Source organism: Paenibacillus sp. FSL R10-2734 (genome assembly GCF_037963865.1).
Taxonomy (GTDB): Bacteria; Bacillota; Bacilli; order Paenibacillales; family Paenibacillaceae; genus Paenibacillus_AQ.
This window is the reverse complement of the sequence record NZ_CP150170.1, coordinates 6,793,142-6,819,260: the sequence shown is the minus strand read 5'-3', so window position 1 is coordinate 6,819,260 and position 26,119 is coordinate 6,793,142. Positions and strand designations below refer to the sequence as shown.

Sequence of the window (26,119 nt, the reverse complement as noted above, 5' to 3'; positions counted from 1 at the left end):
ATCCCTTGTAGTGGTTCATACCTAATAAATTTTTTTGAAAATGCTTCCGCTCGAACTAAGGCTAAGCGGAAGCTAAACGTTTTGATAACAATTCAATGATCTCATTTCCATATATTAAGGAGGGTTCATTCTATGAAAATGGTACTTCTATCAGGCGGTTCAGGTAAACGGTTATGGCCGTTGTCCAACGACTCACGTTCAAAGCAATTTCTAAAGGTACTTGAAAGCCCTCAAGGTGAACCAGAGTCCATGGTACAACGTGTTTGGAGACAGCTGGAGGAAGCAGGGATGGCAGAATCGTCTTATTTAGCTACCGGCCGTGGCCAAGTAGAAATGATACAAAGCCAGTTGGGAAGTCATGTGCCGATTATCGTTGAACCGGAGCGTCGGGATACTTTTCCGGCAATCGCCTTAACAGCTACCTATCTTTATTCGGTTGCAGGTGTTTCTCCAGCGGAGACGGTAGCGATTTTGCCTGTTGATCCTTATGTAGAAGCATCCTTTTTCGATACCATAGCCATGCTTGAGGGGACCATGCTGGAGAGTGGAGCAAACCTTGCTCTAATGGGTGTTGTTCCTGAACATGCCTCAGAGAAATACGGATATATCATTCCTACCACCGAAGAGGCGGGGGGAAATGGTTTTATGAAGGTGAGTCATTTTCAAGAGAAACCAGACCGCTTACAAGCAGAACAGCTCATCGAACAAAATGCATTGTGGAATTGCGGAGTGTTTGCCTTTCGCTTAGGGTACTTATTAGATATTTTGCAGCGTAAAGGGTTGCCTTTAGGATATGAAGAATTGCAGAAGCAGTATAAGCTATTATCTTCCATCAGCTTTGATTATGAAGTGGTGGAGAAAGAAGAACATATTGTGGTGCAGCCGTATGATGGATTCTGGAAGGATCTTGGAACGTGGAATACACTGACAGAGGAAATGAGCAGCAAGCATGTAGGAAAAGGTTTTGTGACGGCAGATTCTGAAGGCACTTGCTTGATTAATGAGCTGGATATTCCGATCACGGTAATTGGTGCGAAGGATCTGATCATCGCGGCTAGCCCGGATGGGATTCTAGTTACCCATAAGGCGGAGAGCCCACGGATTAAAGAAGTGCTGAAGACCTTTGAACAGAGACCGATGTACGAGGAACGCCGCTGGGGCCATTACAAGGTTATTGATTATGTGAAATATGATGAGGGCAACGAAGTGCTGACCAAACGGATTTTTATATCCGAGGGGAATAATATCAGCTATCAATTACATCGCAAGCGTAGTGAAATTTGGACGATCGTTAGCGGTGAAGCAAGTATTGTGCTGAATGAGAAAAAACACAATGTAAAGGCTGGGGATGTGGTACGTATACCGGAAGGAACGAAGCACGCTATCCTTGCTTTGACTGATGTTGAGTTTATAGAGGTACAGACGGGTTCTGAACTAGTAGAAGAAGATAATATTCGTATTACTTTAGACTGGAATGATATAGAACTACAACAATTCATTTCATAGGTCTAACCTATCTATTTAACCAATCCGAAATTTCTTGAAACAGGTAAAATGACTCAATTATCTAAAAAAGTCATAAAAACTCTAATTATATCATTAAATGGTGTCGATATTTACGGTGAGAGAAATTATTTCTCTATAGTGCGAGTTCAAAAAGTACGGTTTTCAGCACCGAGAAGATTGGATGAAGGTAGAAACTGAGGAGCGGAGCGTAGTGGAAGCTACGTGAGCACCGGAAGTTTCGCCTGAATTCAATATTCGATGTCGAATAATCTTCTTGGAATACTTCGTGATCAAAAGCGGACTTTTTGAACAACCTCTATAAACTGAAAAGGCAAACCTATCGAAAGGTAGGGACGCAAAGCTAAAGGGCCTTCGAAAGAGTGGCAGCCTGGCTACCGAAAGGGAGATCATTTTGAAAGCTTACCGCACGTATCGATTGTTTGGCGCATTTCTGTCTCTAGTCCTGTTTCTGACTGCACTTCCGCTTACTGTTGGAATTTCGCCGTCTGTTGTCATAGCTGCTTCAAATTCTGAAACGCCAGTTACCCCAGGAGCCTCTCCTGAAGCTGTAAAGCTACTTAACTATTTTTATTCGATCTCAGGAAAAGGTATCCTTGCAGGTCAACATGACTATTTAGAAAGTCCAGATGAAATTAACAATATGTTAAAGGGAACTAGCGGACAATATGCGGCTCTTCACGGTTATGAGCTGGGTGCGATCAGTGGTCAGTCAGAAGGAACGATGGCCTGGCAACGTCAAAATGTGGTGAACAGCGCCATCAACTGGAATAAAGCGGGCGGCATTGTAGCTATGACCTTCCATGCTAATCTGCCGGGCACCTCTTATGACTGGGATAATGTAAAAAAGACACTTAGCCAGCGTGAGTTTGACAGTTACGTTACTCCGGGTACCAAGCAATATAATAGTCTGATCGCAGAACTTGATAAGGTGGCAGTATCCCTCAAAAGCTTGCGCGATGCCAATGTTCCGGTGCTTTGGAGACCCTATCATGAAATGAACGGGAACTGGTTCTGGTGGGGGAAGAAAAATAACTTTGCTGAACTTTGGAATATTATGTATGACCGTTTTGTTAACGTTCATAAATTAAATAATTTGTTATGGGTATGGAATCCGAATGCTCCCAACGTTTGGTCAGATCCTTATACGCTAACTTATCCAGGCGCTGATAAAGTAGATATTCTGGCAGCAGATATATACGATAATGATTACCAGCAAAAATACTATGACAGCTTGTTGAATCTAGCCGCAGGCAAACCGATTGCGATCGGGGAGAATGGTGAAATGCCTAATGTGGAGAAGCTTCAGCAATCACAAAGTAAATGGACGTATATGATGACCTGGGGGAAAATGCTTTACGAGAATAACAGTTCAGACACAATCAAAACATTTATGAATAGCAACTATACCGTGACTAGAGATAAATTAAATACTAGTCTGGCACCCACACCTAGCGCAACACCGGCGCCTTCCGAAGAAGAGGGAGAGGCAGCAATTCCTCTCGCGAAGGGGCTTGTAGGAGAGTATTACAACAACATGCAGTTGTCGGGAGCAGCAGCTCTAACTAGAACTGATGCAATAATCGATTTTAATTGGCGTCAAGGACCGCCGGATGCCGCGCTCGGGATTGATCGTTTTTCCATACGTTGGAGTGGAAAAATCAAACCTTTATACGATGAGCAATATACAATTTACACTACCTCAGATGATGGCATCCGTGTTTGGGTGAATGGGGAATCCGTGATTGATAGTTGGACTAAGCAAAGTGGTACTGAGCGTAAGGGCAATATAACGCTGAAGGCTGGCCAGCTTTACGATATCAAGGTGGAGTATTACGAGAATGAAGGCGATGCGAGAGTCCGCTTGATGTGGGAAAGTGCTAGTCAAGCTAAAGAGACAGTTCCAGCAAGTGCACTTTTTCTTCCGGATGTCTCCTGATTGATGAAAATTAAAGGTCAATCCTTAGTGGCTCTGCGATATTGCAGAGCTACTAAGCTATAGTCCTCATTAGGTCAGAAGAAGATTGTCCGATAACAGGTATGTTTATTTAGTACCTGTAGAGGCAGTATAGCTACCGAAAGGAGGATTTATTTGCGTAAATATTATAAGAGCAACAGACTGTTGTTTACTATATTACCAGTGTTTATTATTTTTTCCTTGCTGCCTTGGGGAGAGGTTAAGAGTCTTCCGAAGGCTAGGAGTGTTTCTTCCTCTCTCCCTCCCGCTATACCAAGCAATCCATCGGCTTCTGAGGAAGCCAAGCAACTGCTGAGTAATTTGGTGGATCTACGTGGCAAAGGGATCCTGTCTGGCCAGCATGATTATCTAGAAAGTCCAGATGAACTGGTTCATAAGCTGAAGAATACTTCGGGACAAAATGCCGTTCTACATGGTTATGAATTGGGAGCAATTAATAACCAATCCGGAGGGACTATCGCGAAGCAGCGACAAGCTGTTATAGACAGTGCAATTGAATGGCATCAAGAGGGTGGCATTGTAGCCATGACATTCCATCAAAGTTTACCAGGAACATCTCCAGAATGGTCCAATGTAAACAAAAGTCTCAGTCAAGAGAAGTTTAATGCTTATATAACACCTGGGACGGTTCAGTATAAGAGTCTAATCTCAGATCTAGACGAGATAGCTGGATATCTAGGACAGCTGCGTGATGCCGGAGTTCCAGTCTTATGGAGACCTTATCATGAAATGAATGGCGGTTGGTTTTGGTGGGGGAAAAAGGAGAATTTCTCAGAGCTTTGGAATATTGTCTATGATCGTTTTGTAAACATACACAAACTGAATAATCTACTGTGGGTGTGGAATCCGAATGCGCCGAATGAATGGGCAGATCCTTATGCTGCATATTATCCCGGTGCGGATAAACTCGATGTTCTGGCTGCGGATATCTACAATAACGATTATAAGCAGTCCTACTATGAGGATTTACTCGAACTTGCTGAAGGTAAGCCTATCGGAATCGGGGAGAGTGGGCAGCTGCCAAACCCGGATGTATTAACCGAGAAACAAAATAAATGGGTCTATATGATGACCTGGGGAAAATTACTGACAGAAAATAATACGCTACAGTCCATTAAAAGCTTTATGAATGATTCGTTTATTGTATCGAGAGAGGATTATATTCTCACAACAGGAGGCCCTTCGATAGCTCCGGTAACCCCAACGGGTTTAACTGGCGAATACTATAACAATACTGATTTAGAGGGAGAAGCGGTACTTATCCGCGATGACCGGAAGATTGATTTTAATTGGCATGGTGGATCACCTGCCTCGGAGATTAATGAAGATCATTTTTCCGTACGCTGGAAAGGGAAACTCAAGCCCAAATTCAATGAAAAATATACGATGTCGGCATCCTCTGATGATGGAGTCCGTGTCTGGATAGACGGAAAGCTGGTCATCGACAATTGGAAAAATCAAAGTGCAACCCTTCATAAAGGAAGTATCCCGCTCACAGCCGGAACGCTTTATGATATCCAAATTGAATATTATGAGAATGAAGGAGATGCCAATCTTCAGTTGCTGTGGGAGAGTTCAAGCCAGAAGCGGCAGGTAATTCCACAAGGAGCATTGTTCCTTCCTTAATCTAGTATTCCGGAAGAAAGAGAGGACCAATGGATGGGAATAACGAGGAGAATATCTAATAGAAAAAATAAGATATCTGCAAACAAACCATTACTGTTATTACTGAAATTCGCCGCATTAACCGTCTTGTTTCTGTTGTCTGTCTCTGTTTTCGGAACGAATAAGACGAACGATTATAAGGTAGGCGCCAATATACCGAGACTAGCTACAGGAACTGATATTGCAGCAAAAATACCGGATGGTACTGTGATCTGGAATCTCGGACAACATGATGGATCAGCAGCTGAATTCGCTGCGAGTGGCACTTCTGGCAGCAAGAAGGTATTTAATGTTACTACTGGAGCGCTCAAATCATCGGCTCTTCAGAGCTTACCTGCAGGCTTGAATGGAAAGACCCAGCCGGAATTAAAGATCACATATCAGCTAAATAAGATCCCAGAGAATGGAGTCTTATTTAGCGTAGGAATTCTGGATGCTTATAAATCCGTGCCGCAAATGAGTGTGTTTTCCAATCATCAATTGTCTGGGATCATTCAAATTGCGGGCGTTGCCGGCACAGAAAGTGAATATAGCTTTCAAAAGACCTATGAATTATATATTCCCAAGGAGCAATTGAAGATAGGAACGAACGAATTGAAGCTGCAAACGGTTCGCTGTTTATATTGCAGTGACAAAGAAGACGAATATTCCTGGTGGACATGGGATAATCTCCGTTTAGAATCTCTTAACGCTCCAATTTCTGAGCCTATTCATGGCAGCTATACACTAACCGGAACAGTAGTGAATAATAAGCAATTTTATTTTGATGAAGGTGCAGTTACGCACTTGCCTTATGTTATCAAATGGCTAGGTATGGCTTATAGCGGTAATGTGATGCGTACCAGCTGTGCCAGTGATGTCGGGAGATCTTGCTCGAATATGATGGAATATTATAAGGTATTGCAGGATTACAATATGCAGGCGGTTGCTCTGTACTTGCATACTGGTGATATTAAGCTGAAGGCAGATGGATCGTTGCCCGCTGATGCGGAGAAAAAGCTGACAGATTATTTTGAACAATATAGCCCCTATTTTCAATACTATGAGGTAGATAATGAACCAGGGTTATTCAATCGTTCTAAGGCCGTTAACTTGGCGATTGCGGACTGGCTAAATAAAAAGGGCAAGCAAATCGCGCCCCATTTACAAACCGTTGCTCCAGGCTGGGCGTATTGGCCGAGCTACAGTGAGGATTCCTGCGGTAATCAGAAGGGAACTGGGAAGGCATGTGGAGATCCGGATGGCTGGGAACGTGATTCAGAGCAGCGTATGGAGCTGGAGAAGGTTACGGATTTGACCAATGGACATTCCTATGGCGACTCTTATATTTTTAGCAATGGGGGAAGCTTTACTGAGAATATGAAGACCTTCGCTGGTGCAGACAATGGACTTAGCAAAAAAATGCTGACCACTGAATTTGGTACGTCGGACAGTCATGTGGACGCCTATCAATACGGGGCAACGGAGCGGACAGCGGCTGTATTCGATCGGATCATGCGTGCACATATTGGTTATGCAGATATGTTTGTGCAGCATGCTGCTTTTTTTAAGGATTTCAGTTTATTCAAATACGGGTTTAATTTAGAAGAGAATGATCCGGCGACCACAGAAATTTATTATACAAAAGAGAACGAGGATTCACGTGTCAGCATTATGAGAAGGCTCAGTCTTGCTTATGCTACGCATGGAGCTCCATTAACTTACCAAGTTGCAAACAAAGATGTGTTAGCTGATAAGCTGGTTTATGTTCGCGCCGTGGATACTTCTACATTGAAGCCTCTTGCGGGTAGCGGAGCGACCTCAAATAAGGTACTGGTTAATTTCGTTAACTTTGAGTCTACCCCACAGACCGTGAGTGTAAATGTGACCATGCCGAACAACGGTGTGTATGAAGGGGAACGTTTTGGAAACGGGGATACGTATGAAAAAGCAAGAAGTTATGTAACAGGGAAAAAGGCTACTCCCACGTTAACCTTTACGGAGACTTGCTCCAGGAGAGGCTGTGCAGTATATTTTGCAGCCTTCCTCTGAAGTAAAGCCATCGGCACCTAAAGGATTCAAAGCCGTAGCAATAAAAGGTTTATCTGTAAAATTAAATTGGTTGGAGGCACCGGGAGCAAGCTATGAGCTGCTTCGGGCTGATGGTAGCGGTGGGGAAATGAAAGTGATCGCTACCGATGTGAAGCTTACAGAATACACGGATCATAATTTACAAGAAGGAACTTTATACACCTATGCAGTAAGAGTGTCAGGCTCAAATCTGCTGTCCGATAAAGTTCAGATTACAGCTACCGGATTGGTTCCTCTGGATCGGACAAAGTGGAAGGTGTCCTCTAATGTGAATACGGCGGCGTCAGCTCCGAATCTGGCCATTGATGGGGATCGGCGTACACGTTGGGACACTGGAAAACATCAGGTTTCTGGTGAGTATTTTCAGATTGATCTGGGTGAAGCACATGAAATTGAAAGGATAGATTTAGACAGCACGTTATCACCTTTTGATTATCCAAGAAACTATGCACTTTATATTTCTGACGATGCTCAAAACTGGAACAAACTCACGTCAGGAAAAGGCACGAAAGAGCTTACTAAGATATCCTTCTCTAAGGTAAAGACACGGTATCTCAAAATTCTACAGACCGGAGCTGGCGGGAATTATTGGTCTATTCAAGAGTTACAGGTGTACTCCAGAGAATAAGCAATCATTTGAATTTATATAATCGTTGTTAGTGCATACTGAATAACCTGCAAAATACACCAAGTAACTCACGGTAGAGAACATTATGCGGACTCAGGAGACCTTGTTTCAAAGAATTGGGCTATTTATTCGAGCTATCGGCCTCAGTTGCAGCTATTCACATAAATATGGCCCAATATCGAGCAAATCATGTGCAATAAGAGCTATGCAGTCCGAAACTAGCGCAAAATAGGCCGAAAATCAAAAATAACTGCAATGGGGTCCGAAACGCTCGAAATACAGCAAGTAACTCACGGCAGAGACATCATGCGGACTCAGGAGACCTTATTTCGAAGAATTGGGGTATTTATTCGAGCTATCGGACACAGTTGCAGCTATTCACATAAATATGGCCCAATATCGAGCAAATCATGGGCAATAAGAGCTATGCAGTCCGATAATGGCGCAAAATGGGCCGAAAATCAAAAATAACTGCAATGGGGTCCGTTGGGGTCCGAAACGCACAAAATACACCAAGTAACTCACGGCAGAAACATCATGCGGACTCAGGAGACCTTATTTCGAAGAATTGGGCTATTTATTCGAGCTATCGGACACAGTTGCAGCTATTCACATAAATATGGCCCAATATCGAGCAAATCATGTGCAATAAGAGCTATGCAGTCCGAAAATGGCGTAAAATGGGCCGAAAAACAAAAATAACTGCAATGGGGTCCGTTGGGGTCTGAAACGCGCAAAATACACCAAGTAACTCACGGTAGAGACATCATGCGGACTCAGGAGACCTTATTTCGAAGATTACGCGCCATCACCATGTCTTAGACTGAGTGCAGAAGGTGGGGGAGTTTGGTTAACAGAGGCTTATTCACCCGCGAGGGTGATTTTGCTCATAGATCAGAATTTATATGTTCCACGGCATAAATTATCCTTCTCTTTCTCGAAGAAACAAAAACCGTCCCTAAAAAAGGACGGTTTTTGTTTCTTCTTATTTAAATCCGTTAAATGAAACGAAGCCCAGACATATACGGCAAAGGAATGGCGTCGGAAGCCTCTGACGAATCAGAGGCCCGAAGCGGGCTCGCTGGATCAAATAGCAGCGAGATCAGCTCCTGTCGTCCTGCACGGACGACAAGTCGAGGCCCTTGCGGCATCCTTCGGTCTGCCGCAAAAGCGCTTCCCTGTCTGCGATGCAGACCGTCCCGCTGTTCGCGCCGGCGCTTAAGCTGGCGCCGGCGTCACGCAGGAGCGCGAGCAGGCTGCGCTCCTGCCACGGCACAGGCACTTGCAGCGCGCCAACGCCGCCGCACAAAGCCGCCTTGGCCAGCAGCGCCGCTACCGCGCTTGGCTGGCCGGCCCATTCCACCGCCGTCGCCGAGCTCGGCGACGGCACATCCGCCGCTGGCACAGCCACCGCGGCGAACCCCTCGATGCTGCCGTCCCGAACGGCTACGAGTGTGCGCTGGGCTAAGCCCATCGCACCCGCGTAAGCCTCGGTACCCAGCAGCAGCGCCAGCTCACCCGGACTGTATACATGTCCGGCTTCGCATTCATTCAGCAGCCGGTAGACGGCGAAGAAGTCGCCCGGCTGCATTGGCCGCAGCGTCCATTCTTCCCCTGCTGCGGCTGCAAGTACCTGAGCCGAGCTTGCGTTCAGCTCGGCAAATTGCGTACCTCCGAACGGTACGCAACCCGCTCGGGTGTACAGTGAACGGTCACCCGAGACAAAAATCAGCGATGCCCCAGCTTCCGCAGCGTGGCTCTGGCACTTCTCCAGAAGCTGACCGGCTAGTCCTTGGCCACGAAAAGCCGGATCGGTGCAGACTGCGCCTATGGAGAATACGTTCAGGAGAGCATCTCCAGTCTTGAGCGTTGAGGGGACGAGTCCCATGAAAGCTGCAACCTTTCCGTCCTCGGCAACAGCGGCGTAGGAATGACTGAGTCCAGGGCGGAAAATAAGTGGAAACAGTTCTTGCATTGAAGTGGCACCCGGTTCACGAAAGATGGAATCTGCGAGCAGAGCCGCTTGGTCCAGCTCCGTAGGTTTAATTAATCTTAATTGCATAACATTTAGCCTCCTATATGTACACACGATGGGGAGAAAGCATTTACATAAAGTATAAGGCCCGGGGAATGAAATCTCCAATCTTGTTTATATTATTCAATGTCTTCAAAAGGATATAGATAAGGGTAATAACGTACATAAATAAAAAGGGAAGTGAATAATCGGTGTCCCAACTTGCAGATAATATTATATTATTGCTGGCAGCGCTCCTACTTGTAGGCGTATTTTCCACCAAGTTCTCCACTAAATTTGGAATGCCAGCTCTAGTGCTTTTCCTTGCTGCGGGGATGGTGCTAAGCCAATTTGTTTTTTTTAACAATGCTTCCTTAACGCAAATGGCCGGGATTTTCGCATTGGTTGTCATTCTATTCGAAGGTGGCATGCAGACGAATATTAAGGATATTAAGCCTGTTATTCGGCCAGCATTATCGCTTTCAACATTAGGCGTAATATTGACGACAGCCATTGTTGGGGTATTCGCCAAGCTGATCCTCGATGTGTCATGGGCAGAAAGCTTTCTGTTTGGAGCGATCGTTGGATCGACAGATGCGGCGGCTGTCTTTTCGGTACTCGGCGGCAAGAACATCGATAAACGTCTAACCTCGACGCTAGAAGCAGAATCAGGAAGCAATGATCCAATGGCGGTTTTTTTAACCGTATCGCTGATCGAATGGATACAACATCCGGAAATGGCGATATGGGGGCTCTTGTTGTCTTTTATATGGGAGATGGGCATTGGTTTAGTGCTCGGTTTAGTGCTAGGTAAGCTCGCGGTGTACTCCATCAATCGAATTAATCTGGATTCCACAGGTCTTTATCCAGTAATGGCCATCGGGTTTGCTGTTCTGACCTATGGGGTAGCCGCATGGGTACATAGCAGCGGGTTGCTGGCTGTTTATGTTATGGGCCTTACCCTTGGCAATTCCGAGCTGATGTATCATCGGACCATTATGAATTTTAATCATGGCTTTGCTTGGATGATGCAAATATTTATGTTCATTCTACTGGGGCTGCTGGTATTTCCACAGGAGCTGGTGGAAGTGGCTTGGCAAGGCATCTTATTATCCGTCATCCTGATGGTTGTGGCTAGGCCAATCGGTGTATTTATAAGTCTCCATTTCTCCAAATACTCGATCCGTGAAAAGACACTGATTTCCTGGGCCGGACTTCGTGGAGCCGTTCCAATTGTGCTAGCCACTTATCCTCTGCTGGCCGATCTACCGCACGGACGATTATTCTTCAATGTTGTATTCTTCGTCGTGCTGACCTCAGCGGTGATTCAGGGAACAAGTATCTCACCGCTAGCTTCTCGGTTGAAGCTTGTGGGGCAAGAGGATTCAGCTCAGCCTTCACTGATGGAGCTAGTTGCTCTCGGCAAGACGGACTCTGAGTTCAACCATATTGGAATTGAGCCTTATATGCCGATTGCCGGACAGAAAATTTCAGAAATTGGGCTGCCAGACGATATCTTATTTACGGCGATTATTCGGAATAAAAAGATAGTCACCCCTCATGGAAGTACCGTTATTGAACCTGGGGATACCGTGTATGTATTAAGTCCAAAGAGTAAGCGCGATGAGATGAGGGCTTTCTTCCGGAGCACGAAAGGGAAGAGCGCAGAGGAGAATGTTACTTTAATCTAGCGTTGATGAGGGAAGTCTTTTCCAAAGTGTGACACACATAATAGGCGTTATAACATAAGTTGTGCTAGAATCGGCAACATATAATCTCCACAATAGTTGCAAATCACATAAGAGTGTGTTAAATTGTATATAGATTTAGAACGAGTCTAAATACAATTATAATAAATGAACCATAGGAGGTTTTATTAATGACAACACAATTAAAGAGCCATACTGAACTGCAAGCTGCATTGAACCGCCAAACTGCGAACTGGTTCCTGCTCGGGGTAAAGCTTCATCATTATCACTGGTATGTTAGCGGATCCCAATTCTTCACACTACATGAGAAGTTTGAAGAGCTATACAATGAAGCTGCGGGTTATGCAGATGATTTGGCTGAGCGTTTGCTTACTATTGGTGGACAACCAGCCTCCACTATGAAGCAATATCTTGAGCTTTCTGACTTACAAGAAGCACGCGGTGGCGAAGATGCTAAGGGTATGGTATTGGAGTTGGTTAGAGACTTTAAGACTGTTGCTAAAGAACTGCAATCTGCAATTGCTGCTGCAGAAGAACTGAGTGATCAACCGACTGCGGATCTGCTGATCGGCATCAGAAGCAGCATTGAGAAACACACTTGGATGTTGAATGCCTTTATCGGCTAAGACAATGTCCTTATAAGGGATAGAATACACAAAGAGCGCCTGCGTTTGGTTACGCATGGCGCTCTTTCTTTTGAACATATCTATTTAATAAATACTCCACCAAATGGCACGGCTTCGCGCAGAAATCGTTTAATAATTCCATCATCGTTATTATCTCTTTCGAATCGGCGATTCTGACGTCCTGCCTGAAACAATACAGGGCCGTGTCCCGTCATCTTCCAGTGATAACTCATATGCTGGCTAGCCAAATGGTTGCCGTAAACGGTAAGCTCCAGCTTCGCATTCTCAGGATAGGCAATAATGCTGCCTGCATCAACATAGAGTGGATTGTATGGATGAAGCTCAGCTTCACAGACTGTACCCTCGGTCAGTATGCCAATGATGCCATTCCCCGTAAATTTCACCTTCACAATATCTCGTGTTACGAGCACATTCTTCATACTCAGCACCCGTGTATCCATCGAAACTCCGTTGCTGTAGAAGAAGAGATGTTTGAAGTCGTATAGCAAATCGCTTTTACTATCGAGCTGCAGAAGCTTTACCCGATAACCTGGTGGAAGGGCAGCGACAAAATGGCAGGGTCCAGACATATCTGAACGAATCAATTTTCGTTTGCGATAAATGCCTTTCACATCCATAAATCGGTCTGCTCGTCCAGTGGCAGGGCCCTGATAAGCGATGATTTGCTGTGGATGCAGTACATGAATCTCTTCCTTCTCCGTAAGGGAGAAGGTTACGGCTTGTCCGCTTCCGCTGTCGCTTTCATCTTGGACATCGATGTTCATTGTTCATCTCCCTCATTTTGTAGGTGTGGTCGTTACTAACTGTTATGATTAGCGTAGACGATCTCCTTTTCTAGAACGGTATAGCATGCTGAAACGAATGAAACGGATCAGTATAAAATAACCTAGAATTAGACCAATCCCTGTAAAAATAGTCACTTTGATTTTATGATAATATTCTTCGCGTGCCGAACGGTCATTTTGTAATTCATCAACCATCTGCGTCAGTTGGCGATTTTGCTCCTGCAGGGCTTCGTTCTGAGCTCGGTAGGCCTCCATTTCCTGCATGCTATTCGCAAGCTTTTCTTTAGCCTGTTGTAGCTCTTCCGCTGTCTGCTGAAATCCCTCTTTCAATTCATTCACTTCGTTCGGAAGCTCAGAGAAACTTTTGAATCCATTATAGATATCACTGAATATATTGGCTTTTGCTACTGGGGCCGGAAGAGAGATGGAAAGGGTCAGCAGAAGCAGGAGCGAACATAACAGCTGTAGATGTTTACGGTATTTATGTTGTTTCATCTATATAATCACCACCCAATTTAGGCTTGTATTTCTTTTATTTTAACACAGCTAGACAGCTTCTGACAGCGTACGCTAAGCGTTAAGGATGCTTCATGTGTCAGTAATATTTGCTTGTTTGAAGTGAGATTACACTTCCTTGCAAAGTACGATCAGGCTGTGGTCTTCAGGATTGAGAAGCGGGATTATTTATCGTATACTTTGGACGGGAAGGGGCTGCTGCGGAATGAATAAATGGCTTAAGACAGTGTTATTTTTGGTCGGATCTGCTTTTTTGACGAGGTTGATTCCATTCTCATCTTTGTTTCGGAATTTGGACACAATGATTCATGAATTTGGTCATGCGCTGGTGACCTTACTGCTGTCAGGCAGTGTGCTGCGGATTGAACTATATGCGAATCATAGTGGTGTCACCTATTCAGCCATTCAAGATGGAGGCAGAGCGATACTGGTATCGCTATCTGGTTATTTGCTGGCCTCCTTGTTCGCATTGCTGCTCTTCTATCTCTACAGTAAAGGGCGGCATGATTGGGGCCTTATCTTAGCTACTACAGTAGCGCTGATTATGCTAGTACTGTACGTGCGGGGAAGCTTTGGAATGATGTGGTTAAGTGGGTTTATTGCGCTGAATGTTCTGATGCTGGTGGTGTGGAAAAAGGCCAGTAAATATTATTATTTGTTACTCGCTTTTCTGACCTTAGAAGAGTCTGTAATGGGGAGTTTATTTCTGGTATATGCGGCCGCTGTATCCCCATCTCGTGCGGGTGATGCCAGTAACCTGGCAAGGATGACATCGGTGCCGGCCATATTTTGGGCAATCCTGTTTTTTATGTTTTCTCTGCTTTGTGCCAAATGGGCGCTGGGACTATTTTTTAAGCGGGAACGAGTGCAGACTAAACTTCATAGCCGCTAAAGATCAAAAGCATAAAATTTTCGTCATAAACAGACAAAAGGGATTGTTTTTGCGAGAGTCAGTCTACTAAGTATGTAGAATGGCTCTTTTTTTGTCGATAATATAGAACCGAACATACATTCCATGACATGGAGTTGTCCGCCATTATTGGTACATTAATAGAAGACCCATAATAAGAAAGAGGTGGAAAATATGATAGAAAGTATTCATCCTACATTTACGTGGGGTCAAGATCGTATTTTTGCAGGTGGTACCCGCGATGTTGTTTTGCTTGTCGAATGGAAAGGGAATATGCCTTCAGAACATAGCCGACCCAGTAGCCAGAAAGTGGTTGCACGTGATATTGAACTACGAGTTTGGCTTGAGCCGCATGTAACCTTTAAGCGTTGTTATGGATGTGAGATGGAAACGGGAGAAGGCAATTCACTCTTGCTTAAGCTTGGCAAAATAAAAACAGGACAGCGCAAATTCATAGGATTGGAATTCATTACTACTAGTTCAGTAGCAGGTAAATATGAAGCGTTATCCCTACAGTGGAAGTATAAAAAGCCAACCGTAGAGCGTATTCGTGAGCTCCCCGTGAAGGTGCTTGAACTAGAATACGCCCATCATACCCGCATTCTAAGTGATACTTGCTGCTTTTATGTTGAGAAGCATTTGGAATTGTTGAAGACGGCTGAAAAGATCGAGAAGGCAGCGACGTTACGAAATAAAGGACAGAATAGTGAAGCTCGCGAGATGCTTAATCGTCATGCGGATAAGCTGCTGCTGCTCGCGGTCCGCTCTGGAGATCCTTTACTGCTTAAAGAGGCTGAAATGTTGTATAAACAGATCGGGTTTGAGCATCAGCAACGCAGTAAAGCCATTGGTGGGATTTAATATAGGACAGACTGGATGAGGATGCACATACACGAAAAAAGACCTATACATAAATTTGATTTTTAGCGGATCCTGCGGAAAATATTCAGAAGAATTGTAATATAAAATGTGGTAACATAGTAAAAAAGTTCTATCACAAATTTACTTTTTTTCATAAAATAATGGGTCTATTTAACCATAAATCAAGGGGAACTGAATATGACAGACCGATTGATCCGACTGATGCGCATTATTACACTTGTTCAAGCCAAGCCGGGGATATTAGCCCGTGAATTGGCGGAACGCTGCGGCAACAGCGAGAGAACGATATACCGGGATATGGACGCGCTTAGCGCCATGCATATTCCTATTACCCACCTTGGGCATGGAAAAGGGTATGCTTTTATTGGGAATTTTGCACTCTATCCCTTGGATTGGTCGGAAGAAGAGGCTACCGCATTTTCACAATTACGATATATTATGGAAGACATAAAACCCGTTCTGCCCATAGATTTTGAAAGCGCATATGAAAAAATCGTCGCAGCTGAATATAAACGAAAGGTGGAGAGAGAAGAAACGATAGAACGTGCAAGAAGAGAAGTAGGGGTGGGTTGGGCGGAAAGGAGCAGTTTGCAAATAGAGCAACACTCTTTTCTTACTCTGATCCTGGAGGCTTTATTAAAGCAAAAGAGCATTCAAGCGAATTATAGTGAAAATGCTTTAGAAGAGAAAGGGATTACCATTGATCCTTATTGTCTTGTCCCGCTGGAAAGTCGTTTTCATCTCATTGGATTTTGTCATCGACAGGGTGTTTTTCGTACATATCATATCAACGATTTTTCAAATGTGAAGCCACTAAATCGTTTCTTTTCGAAGGAAGCGTTTGATATACAAGCCTTTATGAAGCAGAAGTGGTCACTTGATCGGGATAGCTTACAGGTAGAGTTCAAAGTGAAATTCTCTGAACGGATAATGGAAGGGATTAAGAAAGACGAATTGCCTTTTAAGCCAAACAAAGTGGATCGTCAAACCAGATGTTTTCATTTTAAAGTTGCAGTAGAGCAAGATATCGGATTTGTCCGCTGGATTAAGAGATTTGAAGAGGAAGCGGAAATCTTAGAACCGTACCATTATCGAGAAGTAATCAGGCAGCAGTTGGAAAAATGGAGTTCACACTATAAATAGTGATGTTCTCATTTGACCTTCGTTCAATTTGAAAGATGGGGTGCTTGAGCAACCATTTTATGGTTGCCGGAGGCATCCTTTTTTTACGAGTAAGACGAATAAATTATCGTTTCCATCAATCTAATTATAACAATATATAACTAAACATATACAAACATAACTCAATCTGTAGAAAATCGAAAAACGGTATGCTAGAATAGCATCTAAATATATACATATGAAAATGGGAGGAATGGAAATGTTTAAGAAATGGACAATCAGACTCCTTGGTGTATTGGCAATCTTTATGGTTGTGAATGTATCTGTGGATTCCGTAGTGGAGGTGGAGGCGGCCACCAAAAAGAAGACAGAGATTATTGTATCCGCTGCAGCCAGCTTGCAAGATAGTCTAGATAAAATGGCACTTCTCTATGAAAAGAAACATCCGGAGATTGATTTGGTCTTTAACTATGCTGCATCAGGCACACTGCAGAAGCAGATTGAGCAAGGTGCTCCAGCTGATCTATTCTTCTCTGCAGGAGATAAACAAATGAAAGCGTTAGTGGATGGTGGACTGATTGCCGACCATAAGGTTCTGCTTAAGAATCAGTTGGTTCTTGTCGTACCGTCGAATTCAAATGCTTCATTAACTACGATCACTCAACTTACGGATAAAGCCTTTAAGAAGGTGGCGGTGGGACAGCCTGAATCCGTTCCCGCAGGCCAATATGCTCAGCAATCGTTAACAGCTAAGAAGGTATGGGATAAGCTGCAAAACAAACTTGTCTTTGCGAAGGATGTCCGTCAGGTTCTGTCTTACGTCGAAACGGGGAATGTCGATGCTGGCTTTGTCTATAAGACAGACGCATTGACTTCAAAAAAGACGAAGATCGCCCTTACTGTGGGTCCACATGTTCACAAAGCGATTAATTATCCAGCGGGTATCGTGAAGAATTCGAAGAATCAAAAGGAAGTCAAGGAGCTATACAGTTATCTTCAGAGCAAGGAAGCAAGTGATATTTTTGCAAGCTATGGCTTCTTGCTTCCTTAAATAAGAAATCATGAGTAGAAGCGGGGAGAATACGGATGGAAATAAACTGGACAGATTTCTTCGCCCCGGTATGGCTTTCCGTTAAAGTTTCAGTCATTACCAGCATCATTGTATTCATTCTGGCAACGGCTGCGGGCAAGGCTATGGCAGGTCGGAAGTTCCCTGGTCATAGTTTGGTCGAGACCGTAATGCTACTGCCTCTCGTATTGCCGCCGACAGTAGTTGGATTTGTCCTGTTGGTCATCTTAGGTAGACGAAGCTGGATTGGCAGATGGTATGAACAGATGACGGAGCAAACGATCCTGTTCACATGGGGGGCTGCCGTTATCGCTGCGGTTGTCGTAGCTTTCCCACTCGTCTATCGTACGGTGAAGGCAGGCTTTGAAGGGGTGGAGCCGGATCTAGAAGATGCAGCACGTGCACAGGGAGCGAGTGAGCTGCAGGTACTGCGATATGTCACATTGCCCCTTGCAGGCCGCTCTTTAGCTGCTGGGTATGTTCTGGGTTTTGCCCGTGGTTTAGGAGAGTTCGGTGCTACGATTATGGTAGCCGGAAATATTCCTGGCCGTACGCAGACTGTGCCTACAGCGATCTATGTCGCGGTGGATGGCGGCAACATGACACTTGCTTGGATGTGGGTATGTTCCATCATTGTTATGTCTGCTGTGATGTTGATGTTTGTGAACCGGCGTATTTAAAAAAGACCAGGCAGCGATTCTCCGATTAATGGAGTATTGCTGCCTGGTCTTTTGGGTTTTCGGCGGCTTGCATGAGCAGTTGATGGGCAAGTGAAAGCCGACCGACTTCGAGGTTCGCTTTTAGTATGGGATATTGATGGAATCTGTGAGTTAACTGCATTCTATACAGTTACGCAAGCCTGTGTTGTGCTCCCTCAGGTCTCGTAAATAACCGTCCCTGTTTCCGTGAGATCGTATCCGTGAATGGACCCAAGCTCACTCTGAAAAGCTGGTGAACGTAAAATATCAATTACAGTGGCAATCCAATGCTCATTCTCCGGTTTCTTAATCATCACCAGATCGTAACACTCCTGAATCAAGGGGATGAAATCAATACCGTCGACAATCTGGGCAGCTTTCTCGGTGCCGATGGCCACATCCGCTTCGCCTCGTGCGACTTTACCGGCAACCGCCAAGTGGCTGTTCTCCTCATGTTCATATCCAGATAGTCTGGCGGCAGGAATGCCATGCAATCGGAGCTGTTCATCCAATAACACACGTGCGCCAGAGCCCCGTTCTCTATTGATCAGTGTGAGCCCATCCTGTTGTAGATGAGACCATTCATGAAGACCTCTGGGGTTTCCCTTTTGTACATACAATCCTGCACTTCGGGTCAACAGACGGACTACAACATAAGAGAAGCCCACAAGTATTTTACGGATATAAGGAAGGTTATATTCTCCAGTATCCCCGTCGAGCAGATGAGTACTGACGATGTCCGATTCGCCCTGATACATAGCAATTAGACTGTCTAGACTGCCGGCGTAAGAACGAAGTGGGCGCTCAGTAGGCAGGCAACGCTCTATATAGGTAGCTAGAATATCCAGTGACATATCCTGACCCGTAATAACTAGGCTGTGTCCAGCAACTTTATTGTTAACATGGCTAGTATGGGCTCCAGCTTGAGTTAGATTCGCTCCAGCAAAAGTCAGCGGCAATGTCGAGCGTGTCATACCACTCCGAGTATTCTGTTTGTAAACTTCCAAATCCGATTGATCCACACGCATCTGTTTTCCTACACGGTAGGAGGGGAGCTCCCCTTTTTTTATTAGGTCATATACTTTTAACTTCGATATCTTCAGTAAACGGGCAATTTCCTCAGTCGTATAGGATGTATTATCAGGCATGATAAAAGCCTCCAGAACTTCATATTAGGACAAGACTACCCTATTTTGAAGTCCTGTGCAATTAGGCTATTGTGGTTTACCTGCCTGCTGTGTATTGGATAACTTGATCAATTCTGAAACGGTGACAAATCGAAATCCTTTCTTTTCTAATTCCGGCAAAATAATTTTGAGCGCTTCTCTGGTTTGGGATTGTCCATGCACATGATCATGAAACAGAACGATGTCGCCATTATGTGCATTTCGAATCACCTTGTTCGCAATACTTTGCACTCCAGGGCGATTCCAATCGCGTGTATCCTGATGCCAGGACCATAAAATAGGCTTTAAGCCCATATTGTTAGAAATATCTACTAGCGTCTCGTCATACATTCCACCTGGAGGTCTGAACAATGCGCTATGCTTTCCAGAGACCTTTACAATCTCTTCTTCGGTTAAATTCAGCTCCCGCTCAAACTGAGCTTTGTTAATAGGTTTTCTAAAATAAACGTGATTGTAGGTATGGTTTGCTAATTCATGCCCTTCGGAAATGACTCGTTTTGCCACTTCTGGATAAGCTGCAATTCTTTTTCCTATAGCAAAGAAGGTGCATTTCGCATGATATTGACTCAATACCTTTAATATTTGATCGGTTTCAGAAGGGTCAGGGCCGTCGTCAAACGTCAATGCAATCACTTTTTGGTTAGTATGTACTTCCCAAATCATGTCTCCTCTCTTTTCGTAGTAGTCGCGGTTTTTATTCGGGCTACCTAGGGCGGAGTTCGTGAAGCATAACAAGAGTGTAAGGGTAGTTATCATAACTTTGCTGCTAGTTTTCATGTATTCACCTGTTTTTTTTATTTTAGAATGCTCCTTTAGATGGTTAAACTATTCATAGTTTTAATTTTGTGAAGACAACCAGTCTTTTTTCATGTTCTTGCTTCTTTCTGCTATATCTCCCTGTACAGGTAATAAGATTCATTCTGGCTTCAGTAGATTTTCCGAAGATTCGTTCCAAGGGTGCTTCAGCGGTGGTGAAGCTTTCTACAGTCTCTACAATATAAGTTAGTTTTCGCCCGTCCGAATTAGAAACGATAATTTCATCACCTTGCTTAAGCTTTTTGAGTTTAAAGAAAATAGCTGGACCTATATAACTATCCACATGCCCGTCTATAATTACGTTTCCCTTTGCACCCGGCAATATTCCTGGATAAAGAATCCCTGCAATGTTAGTGTCTTTGGGGACGTCCATTTGTCCATTTGAAAGCAACGTAACTTGCTCTATTTTGGCGTTTACTTTAATAGCTGGAATACTAAGCTGAGTAGGCATGATAGGTTTGGGTAATGATGGTTTAATATCGTTCTTTTGAATAGCTTTAGTAGGTGTTATCGTTTGTTGCTGCTGTGTTTGTAGTGAACTTGTTTCTGTACTGCTTTCCTGCGGGTGTGAGTCAGCACAACTGGCAGTGGTTATAGTGATTACGGTAAAGATTAATAAATACATCCATTTTTTCATGTTTAAGAAAAGAAAGAGGGGATTCCCCCTCTTTCATCCTCCCTATTCAGTTTGTTCGCTAGCACCGCCATGACCTGTTTTTGGCATTTTGGTTGCTTTCATATGAATGCTCTTAGTGTTAATGCTTTTTGCCTTCATGCTCTTTGCATGAATTCCTTTAGTGGAGTGGCTCTTCATATGCATTTTCTTTTCATGCATTTTATGTTCTTTTTCTTTTTTCATTTTTTCAGCATGCATTTTTTTCTCATGCTTCGTTTCGGTTGGTGCAGCAGAAGCGGAAGCCGCTGAAGCAACAGATAGCATTAAGCAAGTCGATAAAAGAGCTACGGACAATTTCTTCATAATCATTTAGTGGATTCCTCCTAGATGTTTTTTCCCTACGAAGATTAATATCTCCATTTCACTTGGTTTTAGATTGGTGGATTGCTTCCATCGCAGTTTGGGATTCGAACAGCATTTGTATTTTGATGTGAAAATAGTTATGAAAATGCCTTATAATGAAGTTCAATAAATAGACATTTGGTTAGGGGTGGGAGTATGACACTTATTGAGAAAAGAGAACACCGGCAGTATCCGGAAATTACCCGCCTAGAAACGTCGAGAGCTGCTTATGAGCGTGATTATTCACGCCTGATTCATTCGCCTACTTTTCGTAGGCTGCAAGGCAAATCCCAAGTGTTCGGGGCTGGCACGGGTGATTATTACCGGACGCGTCTGACTCATTCACTTGAAGTCGCACAGATTGCTCGTGAAGCAGCGAAAAGTCTGCTTAGATCTTACCCAGAGGTGGAGACAAGTAAAGCGGAGAATCCAGGACTTGTTATAGATCCAGAGGTCGTGGAATGTGCGGCCATTGCTCATGATTTCGGTCACCCTCCCTTCGGACATAAAGGGGAAGAGGTGCTCGATAACATTTTGGAGCAGCTTATTGAAAAGAAAACTAATGAGGCTGCCCTGCAATCTGGAGCAACGGGTGCAGATAAGCTGCTAATTCATGAGCAGATGAAGCAGCGTTATGAGCATTTTGAAGGCAATGCTCATAATTACCGGCTCATTATGTTTCTGGAGAAGCGTGAGAACATTGATGGACTAAACCTGTCTGATGCAGTGCTCCTCGGAATTAATAAATATCCGTTTCCCGGCACCTCGCTGAAGAAGGGGATGTACCTTCACGAATGGGCATATATTTCGGAGATCCGCCAAGAATGGGGAATACCAGCAGGTAAGAAAACGTTGGAGGCTCAGCTAATGGACCTTTGCGACGATATCGCATATTCTGCACATGATTTGGAGGATGGAATTAAAGCTGGAAAAATTGAAGTGCATGAACACTTTATGCATGATTCCTATATTCAGCGGCTGATCGTAGAGAAAATCACAACGCTAGAGGATTTCTTCTGGAAGGGTTGGGAGGAGGAGAGCATTCGTACTAAAGTCGAAGAGGTGCTTAGTTCATTTCTTCGCGTATGGATGGAAAAGATGCCAACCTGCGAGAACGACTATTCCAGAACTCGGCGTGAAGTTAAGGCGTATTGGGTCAGTACCTTTGTTGCAAGTCTAGGCGTGATTCCTGATGGAGACTGGAAGAAAGTCACTTTTATAAAGGAAGGAAAAGAAGATGAGGATATGCTGCGGACCGTAAGTGTGCTGAAAAGCTTCGCTTGGGTTACAATGATCCGTGATCTACGCGTGCAGCGGCTTCAGAAACGTAGTGAGTGGATTTTGCGTCGACTATGGGGGGCTTTTCTTGACCCGCAGACGTCCAAAGCCATTATTCCATCGGATTGGCTACAACGCTTTGAGAAAGATCAGAAACAAGCAAATCCGATCTGGACCTGGGAACATATGGTGATTGATTATATCGCAGGGATGACGGATGCTTTTGCTGAGAAAATATACAATGAGCTATACGGATTGAAAGTCGGTTCGATTTATGATTTGGATTAAATAGATAAAAGAACAACCAGTTTATAAGAGGTCCCTGCTACTCATTAGGATTGTCCAAATGAGTAGCAGGGACTATTTTGTATGATTAGTTTATAGTTAATGATTTGAATACCATTCAAGTGCTGTTCTTTCAAGCTCGGTGACAAATGCTTCTTTCCCATCCATATAAGCTTCAATGTCCTTCGGGAATTGATTCGCAAGATCCTCTTTTAGATTACCGTATTGTTCTGCCGCCTCTGGATGTGAACGAAGGTAGTCTCTTACTGCTAAATGACGATCAATATCTTTCTTGTTATCGATTTGAAAGACATGAATGTGATGGGTTCTATTCGTACCGCCCTTTCTGAAATATCTTCTGCCGCTGATACCGAACTCACCCATACATTCGTAACCGAGTTCTGTCATTTACGCGTTGAAGTCATCTATGACTTCGATATTTCGTACAACAGGCATTATATCAATAATCGGTTTAGCTTTTAGCCCAGGAACAGAAGTGCTGCCAATATGATGAATATTAATAAGAGCGTCAGCGAAGATCTCTTTAATCTTATGAGACTCTTCAAGGAATATTGGATTCCATTTCTCGTTGTATTCCGTGACAGTAACATCCATTTAACTAACCTCTCTTTTTGTTTGATTCCTGGATTTCCTTATTATAGAACAAGTGTTCTTAATAATCAAATCCTAATTTTTAATATTGGCGGGCATAATCAATGAGATTTAGGGATGGAGTGCCAGATGATAAATAGGAATTCATATTCTCGGCAAAAATATTTACGATCCGATTCGCGTATTGATCGGTTATGCCAGCGGAATGTGGGGTGATGACTACCTGCTCCATATTCCAAAGTGGATGATCTTGTGGAAGGGGTTCCTTCTCGAATACATCCAATCCGGCACCGCGAAGCTGCCCACGGTTTAGTGCATCAATTAGAGCCTCGGTATCGGTGGTCGCTCCACGTCCAACGTTAATGTAATAGGAGCCTTGTTTAAAGGCGGAGAAGATTGCAGTATTAAATAAATGCTCAGTTTCATCGGTGATAGGGAGTATATTGATGATGAAGTCGCCTTGGCTCACAGCTTCTGGCAAATGGTCGGTGGTATATACCTGATCAAAATCAGCGAGCGGCTTGCCTGAGCGACTCACGCCAATGGTCTTCATCCGGAAGGCTTTTGCAATTCTGGCTGCTTCGCTGCCGATGGCCCCAGTTCCGACAATAACGGCTGTTTTGCCAAATAACTCACTTTCACTCCCATCAGAATTCCAGCGGCGGTTCATCTGATTACGAACTGCGGTATGCAAATTACGGGTGAAGAGAAGCATGAAGCCGAAGATTACCGCAGAAATAGGCTCGGCGTGCACTCCGCTCCCGCTGGTTAACAGGATTCCACGCTCCTTAAAACGCTCAAGCGGAAGCTTCTCAATTCCTGCAGACCAGGATTGTACCCAGCGAAGGGGTGAATCCGGACGAAGAAGCGTATCGGCGATGCCTTTGGCCCAGCCGATTACGATTTCAGCATCAGCTAGCAGTTGTAAATCCGGATTTTTACCATCCCCTTGTGTGAATGTATAACCGGGGGCTGCCGCTCTGATCCTTTCCTGTTGCTGGGCTGTAAGTGGCTGTAAACATACTATGGACTTAGTCATGATGTATTCCTCCTGCTCTACGGTTTGATGAAAATGGATAATGTTATAGGATAAGGATACCAAATCTATAGGAGAAGGTGAAATTGATATGGATGCTATCGCGTCAGATAAAGATTCAGAACGACTGTTTATTGCTTTGAAATTACCTTCGGAACTTCGACAAGCTGTGGCTCAGGAATGCTCCAATCTATCTCAGAAGCTTCATTTCGCTAAATGGACTCATCCAGAAGATTATCATATTACCCTGCAATTTTTGGGAGACACCCCAAAGGCGAAGATTCCGGATTTAATCATGGGGTTGAAGGAAATGTCAGGGCAATGCCGTCCCTTTAAACTATCCTTGGACAAATGGAATACATTTGGTCTAAGGGCGGCTCCAAGAGTGCTATGGGTAGGGGTTTCTGGCGAATTAGAAGAGCTGAATTTATTAGCTGCGAGAGTACATTCTGCGACGCATCCTTTAGGTTTTTCAGCCGAATCTAGGGAGTATAAACCACATCTCACAGTGGCTCGAAAGTACCGGGGAAAAATTTCATTTGATGATAAATTGCTGGAAAACTTACTGAAATTGGATGATGAAAAAAGATCAAAAATCTTTCATAGAGACTGGACGATTGATAGTTTTGTGTTGTATGCTACCAGAATGTATGCCATTCCTATGTATGAAATGATTGAAAATATTACATTTTAAAATCGATAATTAAGTTTTCAAAGCTTCCGTTTTCGGTTACATACAATAGGAATGTGCCGTGAAATAGGAGGAATATCATGTTAATTTTTAAACAAAACCGCTATATCGCGTTGCTCGTTGGCGTTATACTAGTGTGTTTCTCTGCCATAAGCTTAATGCAACCTAACCAGGTTGCCGAGGGGAAAATAGATAGTGTGCAGATGAATAAGCTGCAATCCACCAGCCGAGCATCGGTAATTAGTTATTTGCAAGACGAATCAATATCTAGTAAGACGAGGGGCACTAATAAAGTTTCACAAACGAATAAGCTTTATAATACAGTTAACCTGTTCAGTTCCGCTTGGAAATCAGAGCAGAATGTAGAATGGCTTAGTAAGAATAAAATAAAGCCGCAAAATACATCACAAGCTTCGATAGTTCGGGTAAAGGCTGATGTAGCACAATCTAATCCAGCTGCGCAGAAAGCGACAGCAAAAAAGAGCGCTCAGACTGTAGTGAAATCAGTCTCAGCATCTCAGAAAAACCCCCTCACAACATTGTACTTCTCTCGGACCGAGCTATTAAGCCAGGAGCAGCAAAGTAAAGCAACCCGGCGCTACGCAGTATCCGAAGAAGAACTGCTTCTGCTACAAAAAATTGTAATGGCAGAGGCGGAAGGTGAACCGTACCAGGGCAAGGTGGCAGTTGCCAACGTTGTTCTGAATAGGCTACGGTCAGCCAATTTCCCCGACACGATATATAAGGTCATTCATCAAAAGCACCAGTTCAGCCCAGTAGCTAACGGGCGTCTTAAACGTGTGAAGCCTAGTGATGATAGTATTAAAGCTGTGAATGCTGCGCTCTCTGGCGTGAAGGAAGTTCCAGATGATACTTATTTTTTCCTATCGCTTAAGCTTGCGCAGGATCTTACCGTACATCATTCTCAGGAGTATGTTAAGACCATCGGAAATCATACTTTCTATAAATAATTAGCCGA

Annotated in this window: 23 protein-coding genes, 1 pseudogene and 1 riboswitch; of the genes and pseudogenes, 15 read left to right on the top strand and 9 right to left on the bottom strand. The window is 44.0% G+C overall.

Translation table 11 applies throughout. The features are described 5' to 3' along the window. Positions 1 to 132: 132 nt before the first annotated feature. The 5 genes from NSS67_RS29630 (at position 133) to NSS67_RS29610 (ending at position 7,865) form a co-directional block, all read left to right on the top strand. Positions 133 to 1,506: a sugar phosphate nucleotidyltransferase gene (locus NSS67_RS29630; RefSeq protein WP_339317360.1), complete on the top strand. Its 1,374-nt coding sequence runs from the start codon at positions 133 to 135 to the stop codon at positions 1,504 to 1,506. A 320-nt stretch (positions 1,507 to 1,826) separates the two neighbouring features. Next, a riboswitch (cyclic di-GMP riboswitch) is annotated at positions 1,827 to 1,906 on the top strand. 12 nt (positions 1,907 to 1,918) lie between these two features. Continuing rightward, positions 1,919 to 3,463 carry a glycosyl hydrolase gene (locus tag NSS67_RS29625; protein ID WP_339317358.1) on the top strand — a complete coding sequence of 515 codons (1,545 nt, stop codon included), beginning with the start codon at positions 1,919 to 1,921 and terminating at the stop codon, positions 3,461 to 3,463. 153 nt (positions 3,464 to 3,616) lie between these two features. After that, positions 3,617 to 5,128, top strand: coding sequence for a glycosyl hydrolase (locus NSS67_RS29620; RefSeq protein WP_339317357.1), 1,512 nt, complete (start codon positions 3,617 to 3,619; stop codon positions 5,126 to 5,128). A gap of 33 nt (positions 5,129 to 5,161) precedes the next feature. Beyond that, positions 5,162 to 7,198 carry a polysaccharide lyase family protein gene (locus NSS67_RS29615; protein ID WP_339317356.1) on the top strand — a complete coding sequence of 679 codons (2,037 nt, stop codon included), beginning with the start codon at positions 5,162 to 5,164 and terminating at the stop codon, positions 7,196 to 7,198. Continuing rightward, positions 7,170 to 7,865 (top strand): discoidin domain-containing protein, encoded by a 696-nt coding sequence (locus tag NSS67_RS29610; protein WP_339317354.1) that lies wholly within the window; start codon positions 7,170 to 7,172, stop codon positions 7,863 to 7,865. The genes NSS67_RS29615 and NSS67_RS29610 overlap by 29 nt, the downstream gene beginning before the upstream one ends. A gap of 1,102 nt (positions 7,866 to 8,967) precedes the next feature. Here the strand turns inward: NSS67_RS29610 and NSS67_RS29605 are convergent. Further along, complete coding sequence (locus NSS67_RS29605) at positions 8,968 to 9,927, bottom strand: GNAT family N-acetyltransferase (protein WP_339317353.1); 960 nt, start codon at positions 9,925 to 9,927, stop codon at positions 8,968 to 8,970. Positions 9,928 to 10,091: 164 nt separating this feature from the next. On the opposite strand from NSS67_RS29605, the gene NSS67_RS29600 reads away from it, so the two are divergent. Continuing rightward, positions 10,092 to 11,570: a potassium/proton antiporter gene (locus tag NSS67_RS29600; protein ID WP_339317351.1), complete on the top strand. Its 1,479-nt coding sequence runs from the start codon at positions 10,092 to 10,094 to the stop codon at positions 11,568 to 11,570. A 188-nt stretch (positions 11,571 to 11,758) separates the two neighbouring features. Continuing rightward, positions 11,759 to 12,214, top strand: coding sequence for a Dps family protein (locus NSS67_RS29595; protein WP_339317350.1), 456 nt, complete (start codon positions 11,759 to 11,761; stop codon positions 12,212 to 12,214). Between the two features lie 80 nt (positions 12,215 to 12,294). On the opposite strand, the gene NSS67_RS29590 is transcribed toward NSS67_RS29595, so the two are convergent. Together NSS67_RS29590 and NSS67_RS29585 are read right to left on the bottom strand one after the other, a co-directional pair. Then, positions 12,295 to 12,999, bottom strand: a complete 705-nt coding sequence (locus NSS67_RS29590) for an AIM24 family protein (protein WP_339317349.1) — start codon at positions 12,997 to 12,999, stop codon at positions 12,295 to 12,297. 48 nt (positions 13,000 to 13,047) lie between these two features. Further along, positions 13,048 to 13,515 (bottom strand): hypothetical protein, encoded by a 468-nt coding sequence (locus NSS67_RS29585; protein ID WP_339317348.1) that lies wholly within the window; start codon positions 13,513 to 13,515, stop codon positions 13,048 to 13,050. Positions 13,516 to 13,741: 226 nt separating this feature from the next. Between NSS67_RS29585 and NSS67_RS29580 the strand changes: the two genes are divergently transcribed. From NSS67_RS29580 to modB, 5 genes are all read left to right on the top strand, one after another. Further along, on the top strand, positions 13,742 to 14,428 hold the full coding sequence (locus NSS67_RS29580) for a M50 family metallopeptidase (RefSeq protein ID WP_339317346.1): 687 nt from the start codon (positions 13,742 to 13,744) through the stop codon (positions 14,426 to 14,428). Between the two features lie 192 nt (positions 14,429 to 14,620). Next, on the top strand, positions 14,621 to 15,307 hold the full coding sequence (locus tag NSS67_RS29575; protein ID WP_339317345.1) for a hypothetical protein: 687 nt from the start codon (positions 14,621 to 14,623) through the stop codon (positions 15,305 to 15,307). 198 nt (positions 15,308 to 15,505) lie between these two features. Then, positions 15,506 to 16,471 carry a WYL domain-containing protein gene (locus NSS67_RS29570; RefSeq protein ID WP_339317343.1) on the top strand — a complete coding sequence of 322 codons (966 nt, stop codon included), beginning with the start codon at positions 15,506 to 15,508 and terminating at the stop codon, positions 16,469 to 16,471. 238 nt (positions 16,472 to 16,709) lie between these two features. After that, positions 16,710 to 17,501 carry a molybdate ABC transporter substrate-binding protein gene (gene modA / locus NSS67_RS29565; RefSeq protein WP_339317341.1) on the top strand — a complete coding sequence of 264 codons (792 nt, stop codon included), beginning with the start codon at positions 16,710 to 16,712 and terminating at the stop codon, positions 17,499 to 17,501. Between the two features lie 35 nt (positions 17,502 to 17,536). Beyond that, positions 17,537 to 18,199, top strand: coding sequence for a molybdate ABC transporter permease subunit (gene modB / locus NSS67_RS29560; protein ID WP_339317340.1), 663 nt, complete (start codon positions 17,537 to 17,539; stop codon positions 18,197 to 18,199). Between the two features lie 194 nt (positions 18,200 to 18,393). Here modB and NSS67_RS29555 read toward each other — a convergent pair whose 3' ends face one another. The 4 genes from NSS67_RS29555 to NSS67_RS29540 form a co-directional block, all read right to left on the bottom strand. Then, positions 18,394 to 19,365, bottom strand: a complete 972-nt coding sequence (locus NSS67_RS29555) for a helix-turn-helix transcriptional regulator (RefSeq protein WP_339317338.1) — start codon at positions 19,363 to 19,365, stop codon at positions 18,394 to 18,396. Positions 19,366 to 19,431: 66 nt separating this feature from the next. After that, entirely contained in the window at positions 19,432 to 20,067 is a 636-nt protein-coding gene (locus tag NSS67_RS29550; RefSeq protein WP_339317337.1) for a polysaccharide deacetylase family protein, read from the bottom strand. A gap of 166 nt (positions 20,068 to 20,233) precedes the next feature. Continuing rightward, on the bottom strand, positions 20,234 to 20,857 hold the full coding sequence (locus tag NSS67_RS29545) for a class F sortase (RefSeq protein WP_339317335.1): 624 nt from the start codon (positions 20,855 to 20,857) through the stop codon (positions 20,234 to 20,236). A gap of 42 nt (positions 20,858 to 20,899) precedes the next feature. Further along, positions 20,900 to 21,205 (bottom strand): hypothetical protein, encoded by a 306-nt coding sequence (locus NSS67_RS29540; RefSeq protein ID WP_283910407.1) that lies wholly within the window; start codon positions 21,203 to 21,205, stop codon positions 20,900 to 20,902. A 189-nt stretch (positions 21,206 to 21,394) separates the two neighbouring features. On the opposite strand from NSS67_RS29540, the gene dgt reads away from it, so the two are divergent. Then, complete coding sequence (gene dgt, locus NSS67_RS29535) at positions 21,395 to 22,804, top strand: dGTP triphosphohydrolase (RefSeq protein WP_339317334.1); 1,410 nt, start codon at positions 21,395 to 21,397, stop codon at positions 22,802 to 22,804. Positions 22,805 to 22,900: 96 nt separating this feature from the next. Here the strand turns inward: dgt and NSS67_RS29530 are convergent. Both NSS67_RS29530 and NSS67_RS29525 read right to left on the bottom strand, forming a co-directional pair. Then, positions 22,901 to 23,416 (bottom strand): annotated as a pseudogene (locus NSS67_RS29530) (GrpB family protein). Between the two features lie 79 nt (positions 23,417 to 23,495). After that, complete coding sequence (locus tag NSS67_RS29525; RefSeq protein WP_339317333.1) at positions 23,496 to 24,452, bottom strand: D-2-hydroxyacid dehydrogenase; 957 nt, start codon at positions 24,450 to 24,452, stop codon at positions 23,496 to 23,498. A gap of 88 nt (positions 24,453 to 24,540) precedes the next feature. On the opposite strand from NSS67_RS29525, the gene thpR reads away from it, so the two are divergent. Together thpR and NSS67_RS29515 are read left to right on the top strand one after the other, a co-directional pair. Then, the gene (gene thpR / locus NSS67_RS29520) at positions 24,541 to 25,143 is read left to right on the top strand and encodes an RNA 2',3'-cyclic phosphodiesterase (RefSeq protein WP_339317332.1); all 603 of its coding nucleotides are present in this window, start codon (positions 24,541 to 24,543) and stop codon (positions 25,141 to 25,143) included. Between the two features lie 77 nt (positions 25,144 to 25,220). Next, positions 25,221 to 26,111: a cell wall hydrolase gene (locus NSS67_RS29515; protein WP_339317331.1), complete on the top strand. Its 891-nt coding sequence runs from the start codon at positions 25,221 to 25,223 to the stop codon at positions 26,109 to 26,111. Positions 26,112 to 26,119: the final 8 nt, after the last annotated feature.

Excerpts from the sequence above, each read along its gene's own strand:
- NSS67_RS29585 (WP_339317348.1), bottom strand. The coding sequence starts at position 13,515 with ATGAAACAACATAAATACCGTAAACATCTACAGCTGTTATGTTCGCTC.
- NSS67_RS29545 (WP_339317335.1), bottom strand. The coding sequence starts at position 20,857 with ATGAAAAAATGGATGTATTTATTAATCTTTACCGTAATCACTATAACC.
- modB (WP_339317340.1), top strand. The coding sequence starts at position 17,537 with ATGGAAATAAACTGGACAGATTTCTTCGCCCCGGTATGGCTTTCCGTT.
- NSS67_RS29525 (WP_339317333.1), bottom strand. The coding sequence starts at position 24,452 with ATGACTAAGTCCATAGTATGTTTACAGCCACTTACAGCCCAGCAACAG.
- NSS67_RS29515 (WP_339317331.1), top strand. The coding sequence starts at position 25,221 with ATGTTAATTTTTAAACAAAACCGCTATATCGCGTTGCTCGTTGGCGTT.
- NSS67_RS29590 (WP_339317349.1), bottom strand. The coding sequence starts at position 12,999 with ATGAACATCGATGTCCAAGATGAAAGCGACAGCGGAAGCGGACAAGCC.
- NSS67_RS29575 (WP_339317345.1), top strand. The coding sequence starts at position 14,621 with ATGATAGAAAGTATTCATCCTACATTTACGTGGGGTCAAGATCGTATT.
- NSS67_RS29580 (WP_339317346.1), top strand. The coding sequence starts at position 13,742 with ATGAATAAATGGCTTAAGACAGTGTTATTTTTGGTCGGATCTGCTTTT.
- NSS67_RS29595 (WP_339317350.1), top strand. The coding sequence starts at position 11,759 with ATGACAACACAATTAAAGAGCCATACTGAACTGCAAGCTGCATTGAAC.
- thpR (WP_339317332.1), top strand. The coding sequence starts at position 24,541 with ATGGATGCTATCGCGTCAGATAAAGATTCAGAACGACTGTTTATTGCT.
- NSS67_RS29555 (WP_339317338.1), bottom strand. The coding sequence starts at position 19,365 with ATGCCTGATAATACATCCTATACGACTGAGGAAATTGCCCGTTTACTG.
- NSS67_RS29550 (WP_339317337.1), bottom strand. The coding sequence starts at position 20,067 with ATGATTTGGGAAGTACATACTAACCAAAAAGTGATTGCATTGACGTTT.
- modA (WP_339317341.1), top strand. The coding sequence starts at position 16,710 with ATGTTTAAGAAATGGACAATCAGACTCCTTGGTGTATTGGCAATCTTT.
- NSS67_RS29540 (WP_283910407.1), bottom strand. The coding sequence starts at position 21,205 with ATGATTATGAAGAAATTGTCCGTAGCTCTTTTATCGACTTGCTTAATG.
- NSS67_RS29630 (WP_339317360.1), top strand. The coding sequence starts at position 133 with ATGAAAATGGTACTTCTATCAGGCGGTTCAGGTAAACGGTTATGGCCG.
- NSS67_RS29615 (WP_339317356.1), top strand. The coding sequence starts at position 5,162 with ATGGGAATAACGAGGAGAATATCTAATAGAAAAAATAAGATATCTGCA.
- NSS67_RS29605 (WP_339317353.1), bottom strand. The coding sequence starts at position 9,927 with ATGCAATTAAGATTAATTAAACCTACGGAGCTGGACCAAGCGGCTCTG.
- NSS67_RS29570 (WP_339317343.1), top strand. The coding sequence starts at position 15,506 with ATGACAGACCGATTGATCCGACTGATGCGCATTATTACACTTGTTCAA.
- dgt (WP_339317334.1), top strand. The coding sequence starts at position 21,395 with ATGACACTTATTGAGAAAAGAGAACACCGGCAGTATCCGGAAATTACC.